The sequence below is a fragment of the Winogradskyella pacifica genome (assembly GCF_013403915.1).
GTDB lineage: Bacteria > Bacteroidota > Bacteroidia > Flavobacteriales > Flavobacteriaceae > Winogradskyella > Winogradskyella pacifica.
Genome location: NZ_JABFDI010000001.1, coordinates 372915 through 394092, shown reverse-complemented (window position 1 = coordinate 394092; position 21178 = coordinate 372915). Strand labels below are relative to the sequence as shown.

16 protein-coding genes are annotated in these 21178 nt (G+C 32.7%); 14 read left to right on the top strand and 2 right to left on the bottom strand.

Features of this window, described 5'->3' with window-relative positions:
* Positions 1-13 precede the first annotated feature (13 nt).
* From HM984_RS01665 to bshA, 4 genes are all read left to right on the top strand, one after another.
* Positions 14-499, top strand: a complete 486-nt coding sequence (locus HM984_RS01665; protein ID WP_179347856.1) for an ABC transporter ATPase — start codon at positions 14-16, stop codon at positions 497-499.
* Between the two features lie 55 nt (positions 500-554).
* Positions 555-1778 carry a phosphoserine phosphatase SerB gene (gene serB / locus HM984_RS01660; protein WP_371312040.1) on the top strand — a complete coding sequence of 408 codons (1224 nt, stop codon included), beginning with the start codon at positions 555-557 and terminating at the stop codon, positions 1776-1778.
* A gap of 135 nt (positions 1779-1913) precedes the next feature.
* Positions 1914-4871: a serine hydrolase domain-containing protein gene (locus HM984_RS01655; protein WP_179347854.1), complete on the top strand. Its 2958-nt coding sequence runs from the start codon at positions 1914-1916 to the stop codon at positions 4869-4871.
* 180 nt (positions 4872-5051) lie between these two features.
* Positions 5052-6191, top strand: coding sequence for an N-acetyl-alpha-D-glucosaminyl L-malate synthase BshA (bshA, locus tag HM984_RS01650; protein ID WP_179347853.1), 1140 nt, complete (start codon positions 5052-5054; stop codon positions 6189-6191).
* 80 nt (positions 6192-6271) lie between these two features.
* On the opposite strand, the gene HM984_RS01645 is transcribed toward bshA, so the two are convergent.
* Positions 6272-6793 carry a DUF7935 family protein gene (locus HM984_RS01645; protein WP_115808653.1) on the bottom strand — a complete coding sequence of 174 codons (522 nt, stop codon included), beginning with the start codon at positions 6791-6793 and terminating at the stop codon, positions 6272-6274.
* Positions 6794-7130: 337 nt separating this feature from the next.
* Here HM984_RS01645 and HM984_RS01640 point away from each other — a divergent pair, with 337 nt between their 5' ends.
* From HM984_RS01640 to HM984_RS01595, 10 genes are all read left to right on the top strand, one after another.
* Entirely contained in the window at positions 7131-7571 is a 441-nt protein-coding gene (locus tag HM984_RS01640; protein WP_179347852.1) for a hypothetical protein, read from the top strand.
* 11 nt (positions 7572-7582) lie between these two features.
* Complete coding sequence (locus HM984_RS01635; protein WP_179347851.1) at positions 7583-8248, top strand: hypothetical protein; 666 nt, start codon at positions 7583-7585, stop codon at positions 8246-8248.
* Positions 8249-8257: 9 nt separating this feature from the next.
* The gene (locus tag HM984_RS01630; protein ID WP_179347850.1) at positions 8258-8803 is read left to right on the top strand and encodes a hypothetical protein; all 546 of its coding nucleotides are present in this window, start codon (positions 8258-8260) and stop codon (positions 8801-8803) included.
* Between the two features lie 108 nt (positions 8804-8911).
* The gene (locus HM984_RS01625; RefSeq protein WP_179347849.1) at positions 8912-9952 is read left to right on the top strand and encodes an LVIVD repeat-containing protein; all 1041 of its coding nucleotides are present in this window, start codon (positions 8912-8914) and stop codon (positions 9950-9952) included.
* A 57-nt stretch (positions 9953-10009) separates the two neighbouring features.
* Positions 10010-10561, top strand: coding sequence for a hypothetical protein (locus HM984_RS01620; RefSeq protein ID WP_179347848.1), 552 nt, complete (start codon positions 10010-10012; stop codon positions 10559-10561).
* A gap of 243 nt (positions 10562-10804) precedes the next feature.
* A complete protein-coding gene (locus HM984_RS01615; protein ID WP_179347847.1) occupies positions 10805-12511 on the top strand; it encodes a T9SS type A sorting domain-containing protein in 1707 nt (568 codons plus the stop codon).
* Positions 12512-12565: 54 nt separating this feature from the next.
* On the top strand, positions 12566-15427 hold the full coding sequence (locus tag HM984_RS01610) for a sensor histidine kinase (RefSeq protein ID WP_179347846.1): 2862 nt from the start codon (positions 12566-12568) through the stop codon (positions 15425-15427).
* Complete coding sequence (locus HM984_RS01605; RefSeq protein WP_218844997.1) at positions 15424-16167, top strand: LytR/AlgR family response regulator transcription factor; 744 nt, start codon at positions 15424-15426, stop codon at positions 16165-16167. The genes HM984_RS01610 and HM984_RS01605 overlap by 4 nt, the downstream gene beginning before the upstream one ends.
* A gap of 154 nt (positions 16168-16321) precedes the next feature.
* Entirely contained in the window at positions 16322-18073 is a 1752-nt protein-coding gene (locus tag HM984_RS01600) for a hypothetical protein (RefSeq protein ID WP_179347845.1), read from the top strand.
* 139 nt (positions 18074-18212) lie between these two features.
* Positions 18213-19787 carry a hypothetical protein gene (locus tag HM984_RS01595; protein WP_179347844.1) on the top strand — a complete coding sequence of 525 codons (1575 nt, stop codon included), beginning with the start codon at positions 18213-18215 and terminating at the stop codon, positions 19785-19787.
* Here HM984_RS01595 and HM984_RS01590 read toward each other — a convergent pair.
* Positions 19784-21061, bottom strand: a complete 1278-nt coding sequence (locus HM984_RS01590; RefSeq protein ID WP_179347843.1) for an amidohydrolase — start codon at positions 21059-21061, stop codon at positions 19784-19786. The genes HM984_RS01595 and HM984_RS01590 overlap by 4 nt on opposite strands.
* Positions 21062-21178 lie beyond the last annotated feature (117 nt).

Genomic DNA, 21178 nt, shown 5'->3' with positions numbered 1-21178 from the left:
AAATGATTATTTTATGCTAGTCGATTTTAAAACCTTACCAGAAGAATCTAGAGTTTGGATTTACCAATCCAATCGTTCATTTTCAGATGAAGAGTTAGAACAACTTAAAACACAATTAGATACGTTTATAGAGGCTTGGACGGCTCACGGAAAAGATTTAAAAGCTGGTTATAAACTGGTTTACAAACGCTTTATAGTGATTGCAATGGATCAAAGTTTAAATAGTGCAACAGGTTGCTCTATAGATTCATCTGTTACTTTTATTCAACAATTAGAGCAACAATATGATGTTGATTTAATGGATAAAATGAATGTGTCCTATAAGCAAGGTGAATTTATTGCGTACAAATCATTAATTGATTTCAAAAAAATGGCGCAACAAAAAGCAGTGTCTAAAAATACTATCGTTTTTAATAATCTGGTAACCAATATAGCGGAATTCAATGAAAATTGGGAAGTTCCTGCAAGTGAAAGCTGGCATAATCGTTTTATTAAATAACACTTTTTTATTTCGAGTAAAATATAGAATTTCACAACCAACAACCAACTTTAAAGTGGCTACAGACATTTTCTTATTAAATATTTCAGGACAAGATAGACCGGGTTTAACGTCAAGCTTAACTAGTGTTTTAGCAGAATATGATGCTAAAATTTTAGACATAGGACAAGCTAATATTCATGATACGCTATCGTTGGGGATTATGTTTGAAATTAAAAAAGGTAAAAAATCGTCAGCAGTTCTTAAGGATTTATTGTTTAAGGCGTATGAACTTGGAATTAAAGCTAAATTCACACCTATATCACTTGAAGACTATGAAAGTTGGGTTAATCAACAGGGTAAAGATCGCTACATCATTACTATTTTGGGAGAAAAATTGGCTGCTGAGCAAATATCTGAAGTCACGAAGATAATTTCAGAAAAGAACTTAAACATCGATTCTATTAAGCGATTAACAGGACGATTATCACTGGTTAAGAAAGAAGAATATCCAAGAGCCTCTATTCAATTATCTATTAGAGGAAAAATAGGAGATAAGTCTGATTTTACTCGGAAATTCATGGAGATTTCAAGAGAGTTAGATGCTGATATTGCGTTTCAGGAAGATAATATTTTTAGACGTAACAGACGTTTGGTTTGTTTTGATATGGATTCAACGTTAATCCAAACTGAAGTTATTGATGAACTTGCAGAGTTAGCAGGAGTAGGAGCCCAGGTGAAAGCTATTACAGAATCTGCCATGCAAGGCGAAATAGATTTTAATGAAAGTTTTAAGCAACGTATGAAGCTTTTAGAAGGCTTAAGCGAATCTGTTTTACAAGAAGTTGCAGAACGCTTACCAATTACTAAAGGCGCAAAACGTTTAATAGATACCTTACATTATTACGGATTTAAAACGGCTATTCTTTCTGGTGGTTTTACATATTTCGGGCATTATCTTCAGAAAAAATTAGATATCGATTATGTATTTGCTAATCAATTAGAAATAAAAGATGGTGTTTTAACAGGCGGTTATCTTGGTGATATCGTTGATGGTAATAAAAAAGCGGAATATCTTCAACAGTTAGCTGATGAAATGGGAATTGATATCAGTCAAACCATTGCTGTCGGTGATGGCGCTAATGATTTGCAAATGTTAAATCTCGCTGGTTTAGGAATTGCGTTTCATGCAAAACCGACAGTAAAAGACAATGCACAGAGTTCTATTTCTAGTATAGGATTAGATGGTGTGCTGTATTTGTTAGGTTATCATGATAGACATATTGATTTGTTGTCATAAACTTAATGATGCCATGTCTCTTATGCAGGTTATAAAAGTATCTTAAAGTCTTTTTACTTCCTCTTAAATATGCTAATTTGGCACAATATTCGTTATGATTTATGTGTTCAACCTATAAACGATAAAAGATTGCTAATGCGTTACTTTGCCCTTATTTTTATATGTACTTGTTTTCAATTTAATTTTGGGCAAGACCTTTCTAAAAATCCTTTACTATCTAAGGATCCTATTCAACAACAGAAATGGGTAGATAGTTTATACAATTCAATGTCTGTTGAGGAAAAAATAGGACAACTATTTATGGTTCAGGTGTTTTCTGATAAAGGAAAAGCACATGAAAATAAGATTGCTAAGCTAATTACCGGTCAGCATATTGGTGGTCTAATTTATTCTAACGGAGGACCCGTTCGTCAAGCCAAATTAAATAATGAATTACAAGCTGGTTCTAAAATTCCATTGTTGATAGGAATGGATGCAGAATGGGGTTTGAGCATGCGTTTAGATTCTACATACGCGTTTCCATGGAATATGACCCTTGGCGCAATTACAGATAATAAGTTGGTAGAACAAGCCGGACGACAAATTGGTGAACACTGTAAACGATTAGGTGTACATTTTAATTTTGCGCCTGCTGTAGATATTAATACCAATCCTAAAAACCCTATTATAGGTAACCGATCTTTTGGTGAGGATAGAGATAATGTTACCGAAAAAGGCCTGGCATTTATGAAAGGTATGCAAAGTGCTGGGACATTAGCAAATGCTAAACATTTTCCGGGACATGGAGATACAGAAGACGATTCACATTTAAAATTGCCAACTATTAATTTTAGTGCAAAACGTATTGATTCTATTGAAATATACCCTTATAGAAAGCTTATAAAAGAAGGTTTGTCTAGTGTTATGGTAGCGCATTTAAATGTGCCAAGTTTAGAATCGCGAAGAGATTTTCCATCGTCATTGTCAAAGCATATCGTTACTGATATTCTAAAAGATAGTTTAGGATTTAATGGGTTGATCTTTACAGATGCCTTAACAATGAAAGGGGCAGCTGATTATGTTGAAAATGATGTGGATGGTTCAAACGTAAAAAGTTTAATACAAGGTGGTGAGATTGATTTGATGGCCTTTTTAGCCGGAAATGACGTGATGCTAATGTCTGAAGATCCGGAAAAAGGTATTGCTAAATTTGTTGAAGCATTTACTAATGGTACTATAACTGAAGAACGATTAGCGCATTCGGTTAAGAAAATATTGATGGCCAAATATAAAGTAGGTTTACATAATTACTCTCCAATTGGAATTTACGATTTAGTCGAAGATCTGAATAGGTTAAAAGATGATCTGCTCTATGAAGAACTCATGGAAAATGCCATTACAGTGGTTAAGAATACAAATGAATTATTGCCACTGCGTGATTTAGAAACAAAGAAAATTGCCTATGTAGCATTAGGAGATGACGATGGTTCTGTATTTTTAGACGAGTTAAAAAAATATACCAAAGTCCACGAGATTAAAGCAGACAAATTAGATGAAGTCATTTCCAAACTTCAAAATTATAATACCGTAGTTGTAGGTTTTCATAGATCGAATGCCAACCCTTGGAAGAGTTTTGAATTTTCACAAAAGGAATTGGCATGGTTATATGAAATTGCAAGAACCAATACTGTTGTTCTAGACGTGTTTGCTAGGCCATATGCGTTGAATGATTTGCTAACTGTAGAAAATATTGATGGGATTGTAATGAGTTATCAGAATAGTAAAATAGCTCAAGAGAAATCAGCCCAACTTCTTTTTGGTGCAGTAGAAGCAAAAGGTAAATTACCTGTAAGTACAGGACCATTTTTCCCTGTTGGAACAGGTGAGGTTTATAATTCCTTATTGAGCTTAAGTTACGGTTTACCAGAGCGTGTAGGCATGGATTCTAAATTACTAAGCCGAATAGATTCAGTTGCTCATCGTGCTATTGATGGTAAAATGACACCAGGAATTCAACTTATAGTCGCCCGAAAAGGAAAAGTGATTTACAATAAGAATTTTGGATATCATACCTATGAGAAGAAAGAGGAGGTAAAGTTTGATGATCTTTATGACGTGGCATCATTGACAAAAATATTAGCGACATTACCGGTTTTAATGGAGTTAGAGGAGCAAGGTTCAGTATCCTTAGATGATAGATTGGGAGATTTAATTCCTGAGTACAAAAACACGAATAAGAAAAATGTAACACTTAAAAAAATGTTATCTCACTATGCGCAACTTAAGCCATGGATTCCATTTTACTATGCAACTTTAGATTCGGTAACTAAAAAGCCAGATCCAAAATATTATAGAAAAACACGTACAAAAGGCTTCACCGTAGAAGTTACCAATACACTTTTTATGCGAGATGATTACAAAGATTCTATTCAAAAAGTGATACGTGATAGTGATTTATTATCTAGCTTAAGATACCGTTATAGCGATTTACCGTATTATATTCTTAAAGGTTATCTCGAAGATTTTTACGATAAACCATTAAGTGAAATTACGGAAGATCGTTTTTATAAATCTTTAGGTGCCAATTATACAACGTATAACCCACGAACCAAATTCAGCTTAAAAAATATAGTACCAACAGAAATCGACGATTATTATCGATTTAAAAAGGTACACGGTTATGTCCATGATATGGGAGCTGCGATGCAAGATGGTATCGGTGGACATGCAGGTATTTTTAGTAATGCCAATGACGTTGCCAAAATAATGCAGATGTATTTACAAAAAGGCTTCTATGGAGGTAAACGTTATCTTAAAAGTGAAACCATAGATAAGTTTAATTACTGTTATTACTGCGCTAACAATAACAGGCGAGGAATAGGATTTGATAAACCTCAGTTAGGCGAAGAAGGCCCAACTTGTGGGTGTTTATCTATGACTAGTTTTGGGCATTCAGGTTTTACAGGGACGTATGCTTGGGCTGATCCTGAAGAAGAAATAGTTTATGTATTTTTAGCCAATAGAACGTATCCAGAAGCTGGTAAAAATCTATTATTAAGAGAAAATATTAGAACAGATATTCAGCGTTTAATCTACGAAGCTATAATCGATTAGTATTTTTTCGAAGTTAAATACGATTGGCGTTGTAAGGACTTCTGCAAATGCTAGACTATTTTAAAAATCGTATTTAGGTTGTTGTTTTGAATTAGCATCACCGAGATACAAGTTAATATGTACTTAAAGTTAATAGCCAATAATAGAAAAACTATTAACTTTAAAAATTAAAAGGTTTACATGAAAATTGGAATAGTTTGTTACCCAACATTTGGAGGAAGTGGCGTTGTAGCTACAGAATTAGGCTTAGAGCTTTCAAAACGTGGTCACGAGATTCACTTTATAACTTATAGTCAACCTGTACGTTTAGAATTGTTGAGTAATAATGTTCATTTTCACGAAGTTCACGTTCCAGAATATCCTCTTTTTCTTTATCAGCCTTACGAGCTTGCTTTGTCGAGTAAATTAGTAGATATGGTAAAGTTGCATGGTATTGAATTATTACACGTACATTATGCCATTCCTCATGCGTATGCGGCCTATATGGCGCAACAAATGTTAAAAGATGAAGGTATTTTTGTTCCTATCGTAACTACGTTACATGGTACTGATATTACATTAGTTGGTAGTCATCCATTTTATAAACCCGCTGTAACGTTTAGTATCAATAAATCTAACGCAGTAACATCTGTTTCAGAAAGTTTGAAGAAAGATACCATGCGCTTGTTTGATATAAAACGAGAGATTCATGTGGTGCCTAATTTTATAGATTTAGAAAAGCATACGCATAGTTTTACGGATTGTCAGCGTGCCATGATGGCAGATGATGATGAACGCATTATAACCCACATTAGTAACTTTAGGGAAGTCAAACGAATCCCAGATGTGATTAAGATTTTCTATAATATTCAAAAGGAATTACCAGCAAAGTTAATGATGGTTGGGGAAGGTCCGGAAAAAGAAGCTGCAGAGAATTTAGTTGAAGAATTAGGGATAAGTGATCGTGTTATTTTCGTAGGAAACAGTAATGAAATCGATCGTATTTTGTGTTTTAGCGATTTATTTTTGCTACCATCTCAAACCGAAAGTTTTGGTTTAGTTGCACTCGAGGCTATGGCAAGTAGCGTACCGGTAATTTCTACAAATACAGGTGGATTGCCAGAGGTTAACGAAGATGGTTTTTCAGGTTATTTGAGTGATGTTAGTGCTATAAAGGATATGTCTGAGAATGCAGTAAAAATCTTATCTGATATTAATACTTTAGAGAAATTTAAAGCCAATGCAAAAATACAATCTCAAAAATTCGATTTAAGAAATATTGTACCGATGTACGAAAAAATATATGAAGACACCTTGAAAGAATTTTTAGTGGTGAACTAAACGGCATTGATTTACTTATAAAATTAAAAAAGTCTTCCAATTAGGAAGACTTTTTTAGTTTGTGCTTAGCATCTATTGTTTTACCACATTTCACTAACTTCTTGTTTTATATATGCAAGAGCTGCATTACTTGGTGCTGGTTTATCCATAAGTTCGGTTAAGACAACCTCTCTAAGTTTGTCAGCTGTATCTGTTGATTCTTGCATGGCAGCTTTTCTAATCAATTGAATAGTTGCATTTTTTGCAGCTAATGTAATAGACCAACATTGGTCGCTTACATAAATCTGTTGCGATAAGTTATGTTCTAATTCTTGTTCTATAGTTGCAATAAGTAAGCTTTCATAATCTGTTTTATTAGAAGACGTAGGGTGAACTCTCGTTAAAAGTTTTGAAGGTGCCACGCGCTCTAAGAAAAGCGATATACGTTCGTAAGCTTGTAAGCGTAATGGAAAGCTTTCTTTTTGCAAATCTTTCTGCAATAAAAAGCGTCTTCTACTATTTTCATTTTCTACATGTTGCTTAAAAAAATAGTAAGCCACTGCACCAACGATAGCAGCAGGAGCAATGCTGAAAAGTAACTCGATAATTTTATCAATATCCATAGTATAAATTTAGAATACAAACTTAAAACCTTTAAGTCTATTGCACAAACAAAACCGCTAATTGAATGAAGGCTGTCTTTCATTGAATGAAGTCGCTTTTAGGGTATATGGTAACGTGCAGTTTATAGTGTACGGCTTATTTTGCATAAGCTATTGACTTTTATTTCGTGTAAAATATCTAAAGGTTTTCGATTGCTTACACGACATAATCTTTTTTTAAAATAATTCCAAAAAAGAAAGAATTAGAGGGTAACAATTTTAATAGCTACTTGATATAACCTCGAACGTCAGTTTTCAACGAGTTAACTGAATTATAAAAAACTAAAATATAATAATTATGAAATCAATTTTAAAAACAATTTTATTACTAGCAATTACACTTACATTATTTAACTGTGATAATGATGATGGCAATGCACCAAACATAAGTGTTTGTAGTTATGAAGGACTTACAGCAGAATTACAAGGAATGCTAACTTTAATACCAGCATCAGATTTGGTTACGGATTATTTTCCAAATAATGATGGACCAGGTGTTGGAGCGTATGAAGTGAATCAAATTAGCAATATGGGAGGCACGTTCGTTGTCACAAAAGCGGTTACTAATGGTGCTGTAGATTCAGATCCTGAAATTAAAATTAATGATATAAACTATTCTGGTGTTGTGACTTGCCAAAGAGCAGGAAGTGCTGTAGGTGATGAGATTCGATTAGATATTGTACTAGCTTCAGGAGAGGAAGTAGAATTATGTGTTGTAATTGATTATGTAACTCCTTAAAAAAGTAGATTATGAAATTAGGGATAAAGACCTTATTAATACTAGTTGTTGCTCTTACTTTTTTTAATTGTGATAATAACGATGATGCGACATCAGCAGCTTCAACAGATGGATTTACAATAAATTCAACGTTTTACGAAACTGTAAATGTATACGTCACTATAGATCAATTAGACAGCAATGCAGATGGTAATCCTGATCATTACAACTTTATGTTTACTGATGGGAGAATCACAGATACTTTTGGAGATGTAGGTCTCGGTTATGCCTATGCCTATTCGGTTAGTACCACTTCAAAATTGGCTTTAATAAAAGTATCGGTAGATGATAATCCAAGTTTAGGTTCGGGTTTAATTTCGACAGGTAATACGTATATCGGCTCTAGTTTAAGTACTGGTGTACCTAATTACTCAGCAGATTCTTTAATAGCTTATGATGGAGTGGTTGCCTCTTCTTTCGGAACAGAAAATGGAATTAATTATGGTCACCTTCCAGAAACAAGTGGAGTTTGGTATACTGTAGGAACTATAGGACCGACGGTGATCATAAATGCAATAAACATTGATGCAAATGTGCCAGCAAATAGCACAATCGATGTAGACTATACGTTTTTAGCTTCAGATGGCACCTCTATTACAGGGCATTACGAAGGCACTTTAGGAATAATATTAGATTAAAACAAAACAATGAAATCAATTATTAAATCAATGCTGTTAATGGCATTAGCACTCTTAAGTTTTAGCTGTAGTAGTGACGACGATACAATTACACCAACCTTAAATACGAGTGAGTATTTTAAATATTCAATAAATAATGGTCCTGACCGTATTTTTGATGCTTACGCTAGAGGACGGTATGAGCCAAATCCCAATTCTACGTTTGAGAAATTTTATTTTAGAGCAGGTGCGGCAACGGCAGATGGTCCGACTGTTATAGTTGATGCCGATTTTACGTTTCAAGATTTCACGTCATTTACTAATACAACTAATTTTAATTGGGGAGTATCGGATGGTCTAACAGCTAATTTTTATTTCACAGAATTAACTCCTGGTCATACGTTTTTGTCTAGCTGGACGGTCATGCCAAGTAATCCAATTGTGTGCACAATTACCGTGCATCCAGTGAATGTAGGAGACTATATTGAATTTACTTTTCAAGGTGATTTTTTACTTGCGACAGATAATTCTACTCAAGGATCTATAGTAGGAGAGGGTAGAGTATTAAGAGAATAAGTGATTCAAATAAATAATAAAAATTATGAAACGCGCATGTTAAAAATCATTACTAACAAAGATCTGATTAATAACGAACAGCATGTGACCTTCGGAAAAAATAAACACATGAAAACATATATAAAAACAATAGTGTCAACATTAGTCGTGTTATTGGCTTTTAGTTGTAGTGATAATAGCTCTTCAAGTGGTTCTGGAAGCACAATAAATGCGGAGTATGCCTATATCACAGATGGTACAGATTTAAAAATTATTGATATTACGGTACCAACCGCACCAACTTTAGTAAATAGTATTGCGGTAAATACATCTTACTTTGTAAGTGTATCTCCAGATGTGGCATATGTTGCTCAGTATGATGCGACCGAACCTTATTTAAGTATCGTAGATATTAGTAATGTAGCGGCACCAAGTATTCAGGCAGAGATTCAAAAAAGTAATACACTTGCTTTTAGTTTATTAAGTGATATGTACACGGTTAATAATGTGGCTTACTTAACAGATGTTTATAGAGGTTTACATGTTGTAGATATCGCTAGTTTTAACTTTACTAGTCAATTAAATTCTGGTGGAGATGCTATGAGTCTTACAAAGGTTCAAAATGAATTATTTGTCATCGATCAAGCTAACGGTTTACATTCTTACGATGTTACAACACCAGGAACTCCGACAGCAACAGGAACAACAAACACCACAGATATTGATACGGCTTCTTATGGCGATGCTCCTTTTGGTCAATATCATTCTTGGGTTGAAACCGATGGAACTTACCTTTTCGTTGCTAATACAATAGATAAGAAAATAAAACAATTCGATGCTGCAACACTTACGTTAGTTAACGAAGTTAATATAGAAGGATATCCTACAGCTTTCGCAATTCACAATGGTAATGCTTATGTAACTATGAAAGCAAGTGCAAATGCACCGTTGCAAAATAGTTCTGATAGTGTTAGAATGTATGATTTGGCAACACTTTCCTTACAAGATATGAAAATATTATCGAGATCAAGTGGTGTAGCATTAAATGGGAATTACGCTTATGTAACTGATGCCAATGGACTTCATATTTATGATATCAGTGGAAATGATTTTGTATTAGAATCTTCTTTAGGAACTGGTTTCGGAAATTTTATAGCACTCGGACAATAACTAATTTAACCTAAATAAATAATTATAAAAACGTTTTTAATCCTATTAACAATTACAATGTTTAGTTGTAATAGTGATGATGATCAAAACACAACACTTAATGGTTGTGATGAGAGTTATGTGTCTACAGAGATGACACATACGTTTTCTACAGCAAATGGTTATACAAATCTAACGGAGGCAAAACCATTAGAGGTTCACCATTATGCTATGCGAATACTCGAAGACGGAGTAATATGTAGTATTGGGTACCAAAACCCAACAAATTACACTGGTACTTATACTATTAAAATAACAAATAATAATAATGGTTTTATTTATGAAGATGTTTTGTCTTTTTCTCAAACAGAATTGGAATATCATACGATTTCTCAAGTTTTAAATGTTGAGGCAGGCGATTTCATTAGTGTCTGGAGGACAATAACCCCAGGATACACGGATATCAATCAAGCTAATGGGACTATCATTAATAAAATGGATAATTCCGCCTTTACATTCCCTATAACAGGTGTTAATGTAAAGTTTTTAAGCTCAAGTTTTGAAGGTGGTGGATCTGCAGAGTATGATACAGCCATTCCGCATATAGCTTTAGGTTTTAATGCTGATTAGAAATTGAAATATATCAATATTCATGTAGGTAATACATTTTTAAAGTAACATGAAGCTTTAGGATAAAGATATTATAAGAGTAGAGCTGTTCTGTCTGGGATTCCAGTTTTCAGAAGTATACAATTATATAATAACATTAAAAAAAGAATAGAGTTATGAATCTAGCATGTTATGACTATTAAGTACTCACTAATCATTAATAGTAATAACATCTGATTGTAATAAATTAAAAAATATACACCTATGAAAACAAAAATACTATTATTGGCTTTTTTTAGTCTAGCCATATCAGCATATTCGCAAAATACTTATGTACCAGACGATAATTTTGAAAATTATCTCGAAACACACAATGCTAATGGTAATGTTGTTGCAGTAGGTGACCCAACGAGTTTGGGAAATGGAATTGCTAATGACGACTATGTAACTACGGCAAAAATCAATACAATAGGTTATTTGGATGTTAGCAATCAAGGGATTTCAGATTTAACAGGTATTGAGGGCTTTACAGCCTTACAATCACTTTATTGTGGGTACAATCAGTTAACAGAATTAAATGTGACACAAAATTCCGCTTTATCAGTATTAAAATGCTATCATAATCAATTAACCAGTTTAAATGTGAGTTTTAATTATTATTTGGGAACTTTAGAATGTAATGATAATGAGATAGTTACTTTGGATTTTTCTCAGAATCACCCTTTGTCATATGTATCTTGCTACAATAATCAAATAATAGGTCTCGATTTTTCACAAAATATAAATTTATATACATTATTAGCTTATAATAATCAATTATACAGTTTAATCATGAAGAATGTAAACAATGTAGCTATTTCAAATTTTAATGTGCTAAACAATCCATACTTAACGTGTATTGAAGTAGATGATGAAGATTGGAGTACTGCTAATTGGCTAAATGTGGACGCTACAGCTGTTTATAGTGAAGATTGTGCTCATGTCGGATTAACCTACGTTCCAGATGATAATTTTGAGAATTACTTAGAAACGCATGATGCTAATGGTACTATTGTATCTGTTGGAGATTCTAACAGTATGGGTAATGGAGTAGCAGGAGATGATTATGTGACTACAGCTTCTATAGAATCCGTAATTAACTTGGATGTTACGTCGCAAGCTATTTTAGATTTAACAGGAATTGAAGATTTTGATGCTTTGGAAAATTTACGTAGTGTTAATAACCAGTTAACTAGTGTTGATTTAACTCAAAATATTTTATTAAAAAAATTATATTTAAATAATAATCAATTGGCGAATTTAGATGTGTCTCAAAACATCCTTTTAGAATATTTAGATATAAGTTCTAATGAGATAAGCACTATAGATGTGACTCAAAATATAGATCTAGACCATTTTTATATAACTAATAACCCAATAGCAACTATAGATGTGTCACAGAGTATAGCGTTAGAATATTTTCACTGTAATAGTACTGAGTTAACGAGCTTAGATTTAACTCAAAATATAGTTTTATTTAGACTTTATTGTCAAAATAATTCTCTGACTAGTTTAAATATGAGAAACGGGAACAATAGTAATTTGAACGGACAATTCTTTAATTCTTCTAACAACCCTTACCTAACTTGTATAGAAGTAGATGATGCACTATACTCTGCAACAAACTGGACAAACAAAGACGCTGCATCAACATTTGTAAATAACCAAACAGAATGTGCAGTATTAAGTACTTCAGAGTTTACGCAGATTGATTTTAATGTCTTTCCTAATCCTGTAAAGCATGAATTAACGGTCTCAATAACTAATGAAGCTAGTTATAGTTTAATAACAGTAAGTGGACAGGTGATTAAAAGCGGACAACTTCAATCAGGAGAGAATACTTTAAATGTATCTAGCTTCTCTAATGGTTTATACTTTTTACAAGTAAAAACAGAAAGAGGGATTTCAACTAAAAAAATAATCAAAGATTAAATTTACACTTATATTTAGCCTTCATTCAACTAAGAAATAAGACAACTAATTTTATTGAAACATAATAAACTCCATATCACAATCTATTTACTTCTGATATGGAGTTTTTCTTTCGCACAACAATATACCAATTACGCAACAAAAGACGGTTTACCTAGTAATCACGTCTATACTATTATGCAAGATGCTAAAGGCTTTATGTGGTTTTTAACCGATAAAGGCATGGTGCGCTATAACGGTAAAACGTTTAAAACCTTTACTACAAAACAGGGTTTGCCAAATAACGATGTATGGGACGCTTTCCCCACGCCAGATGGTAAAATTTGGTACCTGTCTAAATCAACGCATTTAGGATATATTGAGAACGACAGTGTGTTATCTTTCCCAAATGAAAAAGAAGAAGAAACGATAAACCCTATTTATTCGATACAGTTAAATAATGAGGTCTATCCTGCAGGACCTAAAAAGATTTATGCGTTAAAAGATAAGGTTTGGAGAAGTTTTGAAGTTCAAACAGAAAACAAAATACGAGAGGATTACACCACTGTTTTTAATGATAAAGTGGCTTATTTAGGTATTATGTTTAATGACGAAAGCCTTAACGTTTATGATAAAAATTTCAATATTTTAGCTAAGAGGCCTACTAAAGGTATCATCAATAATAATAGCACTCGTGGCCAGATAAGTGATAGCTTATATTTTTGGGTTTCAGAAAAATCATATAGTATTTTAAATTTAAAGACACTTGCTTTAGAAAGTTTTAAATTTATAGATGAAGTTGGTATTGAAACCTTAAAATATCCTAGAATTAATTTGGTTGGGAATTCGATTCAAATTTCCGGAGACCGTTTTGTTGGTACATTTAATACCGATTTTCATATTGTAAATCCTTTTTTCTTTCCGCCAGAGTTAAATGCGCATTTTGGGTTTATAGATCAACAGAATACCATTTGGTTAGCGACCTTTACTAACGGAGTTTATAAATTACCTTACATAAAGAAAAATATAGTTTACCGGTTTAACAATGAAAAAGTTCAAAACTTAAATCTTATAAATAATGACTTATTTGCAAGTGTTTATAATAAAGGGTTCTTCAAATACAACCCTATAGATAAAACTTTTGACCCTTATATAGCTTCTGATGATTATAATTTTGGTGGAGTTTATATTGATAGCCTTAAGCGTACGTATTTCTTAAAAAATTCTGGTATTATTTCCGAAGGAGAAGGAAAAAGAGAGGACATCAACTTTAATAAAAAGGCAAAATCATCACGTCATATAAACTCATTTGTAAAGAAACTCGCCTTTTTTAAGTCTAACTTATATGGTATTTATTCTTTTGGAATTTTTAAACTAGATGCTAAAACATTCAATATAGAGAAGGATATCATCTTAAAAGGCTCTAATGATTTTTTAGTTTTTAATTCTCGATTAATCATAGCAACCAATAATGGTTTAAAAGAATTAGAAAACGATGCCATAAAAAAAATAGATTTCAAGGAAGCCGTTTTTAATACATCCGTACTAAGTATTAAAGCCATCTCAGAAACCGAAATTTTAATTAATACGGATGGTTTTGGTAGTTATATTTCAGATTTAAATACGATTAAGCCTTTAGAGAATTCAGAGTTCTTAATTGTTCAAGATGCTTTTATACAAGAAAATGCTATTTGGTTAGCAACCAATTCTGGCGTATTGCATTATACCAAAATCAACGATACATATAAGTTAATTAGAACGTACAATAGTAATGATGGGTTGCCAAATAACAACGTTAACACAGTCAATGTTATTAATGAAAATTTAATTGTTGGAACAAATAATGGATTAGCAATTGTACCCATTAATCAAACAAGAAAAGACTTATTAATAGATCTCTTTATTACCGAAGCAACCTATAACAAACAACCAATATCAGAAAACAATGTCTCCTTTAATTATGCAACTAACAATGCGGTGAACTTTAAGTTTGAAAGTATTGATTATTCTGAAGATCAATTAAAAAATGGTGACTATTTATATAAGTTAGAACCGCTACAAACCAATTGGATAAACACACCAATTAACTCGGTGAATTATAACAACCTTCAGCCTGGAGACTATGTTTTTCAAGTATATAATAAATCAATTTCAAAAAAAATAAATTTTAAAATAAAAGCCTTATGGTGGCAAACATTTTGGTTTAAAACCTGTATTGTATTGCTAGGAATTTTTCTCGTGGCACTAATATCAATGTTCATTGTAAAACAATCACAGTTTAAAAAGAATCAAAAGATTTTTGAAGATAAGCGCCTTATTGAGTTACAGCTAAAAGCGTTGCGTTCTCAAATGAATCCGCACTTTGTGTTTAATTCCTTAGCAGCGATTCAATATTATATCAATGAAAATGATTTTGAAGCATCCGAAATGTATTTGGTAAAATTCTCGAAGTTGATTCGGCAATTTTTTGAGCTTTCAAAAGAAAATGAAATCTCATTAGCAGCCGAAATTGATTTACTACAGAGTTATCTAGAAATTGAGAAACTTCGTTTTAGAGAAAAATTAAATTTTAAGATTAATGTGGATGACGATTTATATACGGAAAGCACAAAAGTACCAACCATGATATTGCAACCCATTATAGAGAATGCCATAAACCACGGCATATTTAATAAAGAAAATAATGGAGAAGTTATTGTTAATTTTAAAAAAGGACAAAATCAGACCTTAATAGTAGAAATTATAGATGATGGAGTGGGTTTTGTTAATACCAATAAAAGTCAAAATGGAAAGATTAAGTCGTCTAATGTTCTAAAAGATAGACTTCACTTTTTAAACAATTCTAAAAAATGGAATATCTCTTATGCCGAAGAAGAAGTATTTCCAGATCATTTCGAAAAAGGAAATAAGTCAACTTTTATAATTCAAAAACTATGATAGATCAGATAACAGCAGTAATAGTTGATGATGAAATTACCAATATAAAAGGCTTACAGAAAAAAATTAAAAAACTGTTTCCTAGTATTCAGGTTATTGGCACTTATCAAAAACCAGAACAAGCTATTAGTGCGATAAAAGAACTGCAACCACAACTGGTGTTTCTAGATATACAAATGCCTAGAATTAATGGTTTTGAGCTTTTAGAAGCTTTAGAGTTGATAAATTTTCAGGTGATATTTGTAACGGCTTTTAGCGAATATGCCATAAAAGCATTTAAACAGAATGCCATCGATTATATTTTAAAACCAATAGATGATTCCGATTTAAAGAGCGCAGTTCATAAAGCTTTAGAAGCTATTGAATCACAAAACTCTGTAGAGCAAAATACAAAGCTTTTACAATTGATTTCAACCATGGTAACTGATAATAATAAGCTCATTGTACCAACTGCCAAAGGTTTATCTTTTATTCCACAAGATGAGGTTCTACATATTGAAGGTTATGAAGGTTACACCAAAATCCACCTAGAAGATAGTACCACATTATTAAGTTCTTATAACTTAGGTAAGTTTGCTAAAATGGTATCTTCTGATTTTTTTAAATGTCATAAGTCGCACATTGTTAACCTCAATAAAGTGAGACATTTTGAAAACGAAGGCTATCTCGTTTTAGAAAATAAAGAACGTGTTCCGATTTCTAGAGCTAATAAAAAAGCCTTTCTAGAGCTATTCAATTAAAGCTGTACTTCAAAATATTACTGAAACAGAAAGCAATCTCAATGCATTGATTAGGAAGTTTCAATAATAAAATTTAAAAAATTGGGTAACAAACATAAGCTTGTTTTTATATAAGGGTGATAATACGTTAAAAACACTTTTTAAATAAAACAATATGAAAACAAGACAAGCAATTTCAAAAATTTCACTAGCATTAGTTCTAGTGTTTAGCGTTCTATTTACATCCTGTGAAAAAGAGGAAGGTATAGACATTCCTTCAGGTAATGGTAATAATGAAATAGGTGCTATAGACCAAGGTATAAATATTCAAAGAGATTTTATGGGCAAAATAGTAGATGAATCGTCTATGCCTTTAAGTAATGTAAGTATTACAATTGGAAACAAAGTAGCATCAACTGATGCTAATGGTGTTTTTATGATTAGCGATGCACAAGTCAAAGAAAGACAGGCCTATGTAATCGCAGAAAAAGCAGGTTTTATTAAAGGCTTAAAAACGGTAGTACCTACAGAAGGTATGAGCAACGTGCAAATTATGCTTGTTGCTAAAAATCTAACAGGTTCTGTGTCTTCAGGAACAAATAGTGAAGTGTCTTTAACTAATGGCGCTAAAGTAAAATTTGATGGTGCTTTTAAAGATGAAGATGGAAATGCTTACTCTGGTAATGTTGATGTGTATATGTATCATCTAGATCCTGCACATGCTAATGTATACGATGTAATGCCAGGAAATTTACAAGCCATAAATAGTAATGATGATGAGCAATTATTAGAAACGTATGGTATGCTAAACGTGGAGTTAAAAGGAGAGTCTGGACAAACATTAAATATTGCCGATGGTCATGTCGCAGAAATACACATGCCATTAGATCCTGCGCAAAGTGGCATCGCACCTTCAACAATTCCATTATGGCATTTTGATGAGGTTAATGGTTATTGGGTAGAAGATGGTGAAGCCGATTTAATTGGTGGTGTATATATTGGAGACGTTTCTCATTTTTCTTGGTGGAATTGTGATGCGCAATTTCCAACGGTATCATTCTGTTTAAATGTTGTAGATGATACAAACACACCAATTTCTAATGTAAAAGTTACATTAGGAAGAGCTGGTGAGGTTTATCCTAGACAAGGTTTCTCTAATGTAAATGGTGAAATATGTGGATTAATTCCTGCAAACGAAACCATAACCCTAACAGCTTATGATCAGTGTGGTGCAGTCGTGTTTTCAACAATTATAGGCCCATTTTCAACGGATACTAATTATGGCGACATTGTGCTTTCAGGTACTGTAACCGAAATAATATCAGGTAACTTAGTAAACTGTAGTAATGCTAATGTTACGGATGGTTATGTGAATTTAAATTACGGAAATCAAGAAGCATTGGCTGAAGTTACTAATGGAGCTTTTGCAATGAATATTATTAAATGTGCTTCCATAAATACGTTTTCATTAGAAGGAGTAGATTACGATGCATTTCAATCAACAACCGTTTTGCCTTTTAATTTAAGTACACCTAATGTTGGTAGTATCATGGCTTGTAGTGCGGTTACTGAGTTTATTTCTGTGCAAGTAGATAGTGATCCTGCAGAATATCTTTTATTGGATCTCTATGCGTATCAAGAAGGACCAGTAAACGGTATGTTTGTAGTGTCTAGTCAATCTGAAGATGGTTCAATTGGAGTAGGTGGTGATACAACCACATCAGGTACCTATACAACTCCAGACTTTTGGGTACAATCGTCTATGTTAGATATGGATTATAATGCACCAAATACGCTGCAATTTACTATATCAAATTTTGGACCAATAGGAGGTTATGTCGATATGACTATAACTGGGACCTATACGGATACGAGTGGTGTCGTAAAAAACTTAGCAATCACTATTCATGTTCTAAGAGATAGTTAATAGAAAAAGAAGAATAATACCTAAAGAGCCATTTCATATTTTGAAATGGCTTTTTTTGAGTTAACATAAATAGGGTATTGGTCAATAGTTTTAAAAGCGTTTTGGTAGATTCATACATAATATTTCAGGACTGAATAAAATGACAAAACCAAAATATAAAAATGCCATCATTGTAATAGCTATTATTGCAATCATTACCATACTACTTTCATTTTTAGCAAATAGTTATATTGAACAAAAAATAGGTGAGGAGCTTCAAAATGTATCCGAATCTACTAAAATCGAATACACATCTATTAATGCTAATATATGGACAGGTAATGTTGAGGTGGAATCGCCAACAATCCTTGTCTTAGGAGAAACAACCAACAAAACCATTTTAGACGCAAAACTTAAATCTATAGAGATCAATGATGTTGGATATTGGGATTTGCTTTTTAATGATAAAATAACCATTGAATCTCTTGTAATTGATGAGCTTATTGCAAAATATAAGCATAATTCAGTCGTGAAGAATGAGGATTACCAAAGTAGCTTTCTAGATAAAATTAATCAAGTTATTCATGCTGAAAAAATAGCGATTAATAAGGCGGATGTTTTAATAACGAATTATGAAAGTGACTCTATAATTTTAAGTATTCCTAATCTTAATTTCGAAGTATTAGACTTTCAAATTAACCCAAAAGCTTCAAAAGCAAATAAGAAAATCACCTATACTGATTTTGAGTTAAATGCCGAAAATGTAAAATGGGCGACCAATACGTATGATGATCTCATGGTAGATGCCATGCATGTTACTAATGATAAAGCGACATCAAAAAATTTCCAACTAAAAACAAAATATTCTAAAACGGAGTATTCTAAAGTTTTAAAAACGGAGCGCGATCATTTCAACCTGAATGTGAAAGAAATTAATATCTCGGATATGGATTTTGGCTTTAATACGAATGATGCCTTTTACTTTACTTCAAAAAAGGTAGATTTAATTGCACCTGTAGCAGAAATATACAGAGATAAATTAGTTGCAGATGATTTAACGTACAAAGCACTCTATGGAACGTCACTCAGAGATTTGACTTTTGATTTAGGCTTAGATATGGTTGAAATTACTGATGGAAGTATTTCATATCTAGAAAAAGTGAATGCCGAAGAACAAGCAGGGCGTTTAGATTTTACAAACCTAAATGCCACATTTGCGAAATTAGGGAACACCTTTGGAAACGATGATACAGCGATTGAGATACAAAGCACTTTTATGAATGATTCACCTTTAAAAGTAAATTGGAATTTTAAAGTTGCCGACACGACGGATCAATTTACATTTAAAGCCGATTTAGGATTCTTTAATGCCACACAAATGGATCAGTTTACACAACCGAACCTTCATGTAGATTTAAATGGTGAATTAAAACAAACCTACTTCACCATTAGTGGTAACCCAAGAACCTCTCGTATCGATATCAAAATGAAATATGATGATTTTGAAGTTTCAATTTTGAAAAAAGACGGAAAGGAAAAAAATAAATTCTTATCTAGCATCGTCAATCTATTCGTTTCAAAAGATAGTGAAGATGATAAAAATAACTACCGTTACGGGCAATCAGAAAATGTAGAACGCCAGACCAACAAATCTGTATTTAACTTTATTTGGCTAAATATTAAAGCGGGCTTACTTTCTGCAATGGCAGGAGGTGGTGAACAAAAGACGGATTAATCATTGTGGTTTAAATAATCTAATGTCAGTTGTGTAAATGCTTTAACTCCGAGTAACATACTACTGTCGTCAATTTTAAAATCTGGAGTATGATGCGGAAAGGATTCTGTAGCGCCAGGTGTCATTCCTCCTAAGAAAAAGTAAACACCAGGCACAACTTCTTGAAAATATGAAAAATCTTCACCACCAGTTGTTGCTTTTATAATTGAAACATTAGAGTCTCCTGCTGCTTTTTGTAAAGAAGGTAATACCTGTGCCGTTAAATCAGGATCATTATATGTAATAGACGTGAAATTTTGAAATGTAATAGAAGCCTCACCACCATAAGCTTTAGCAATTGTTTCTACCATTTCCGTCATTCGCTTTTCAATGTGAACACGCATTTTCGGATCTAAAGTTCTAACAGTTCCAATCATTTCTGCCGATTCCGGAATAATATTAAATCGTGTACCAGACGTAATTTTACCAACAGTAATTACCGCAGCCTCGTTAGTAAGATCCGACTCTCTACTAATAATGGTTTGCAAACCATCAATTATTTTTGCCGAAATCAATATAGGATCAACACCAGACCAAGGTTGAGAGCCATGTGTTTGTTTCCCCTTTACATCAATGACAAATCGCTCTACAGCAGCCATAATGCCACCCGTTTTGTAAGTTATAGAGCCAACAGGAGTTCCAGAATCAATATGAAGTCCGAATATGGCATCTACTTTAGGATTTTCTAAAACACCTTCTTTTATCATCAATTTTGCTCCACCTTCTTCACCTGGAGGCGGCCCTTCTTCTGCGGGTTGAAAGATAAATTTTATAGTCCCTTTTATTTTGTCTTTATGTTTAGATAATACTTCTGCTGTAGCCATTAAAATAGAAATATGCGTATCGTGTCCACAAGCATGCATCACCCCTGTTTCGGTATTTAAAAATGTAGTTTTTACTTCAGATTTAAAAGGTAGATTGTTTCGTTCTGTAACAGGTAACGCGTCGATGTCTGCTCGTAAAGCAATAACTTTTCCAGGGTGATCACCTTTTAAAAGCGCAACAACACCAGTTTTAGCAATACCAGTTTCAACGTCTAATCCTAAAGATTTTAAATGTTCTGCTATTTTTTCAGCCGTTTTAAATTCTCTATTTGATAATTCGGGATTCTGGTGAAAATGATGTCTCCAGGCTATCATTTTGTCTTCAATAGCACTGATATCGCTTTCCATGGAATTTTGAGCATTAGAAAACAACGCTAAAAAGATAAGTAGAAGTACAGATAAATTTTTCATATAAAAAATGTTTCTACTAAGATATTGAATTTTAACAAACTACAATTTTTAATAGTTTGTTTATAATTTATAGCATTTACATGCGGAAAACTATAGGACTATCCGTAATTTTACTCC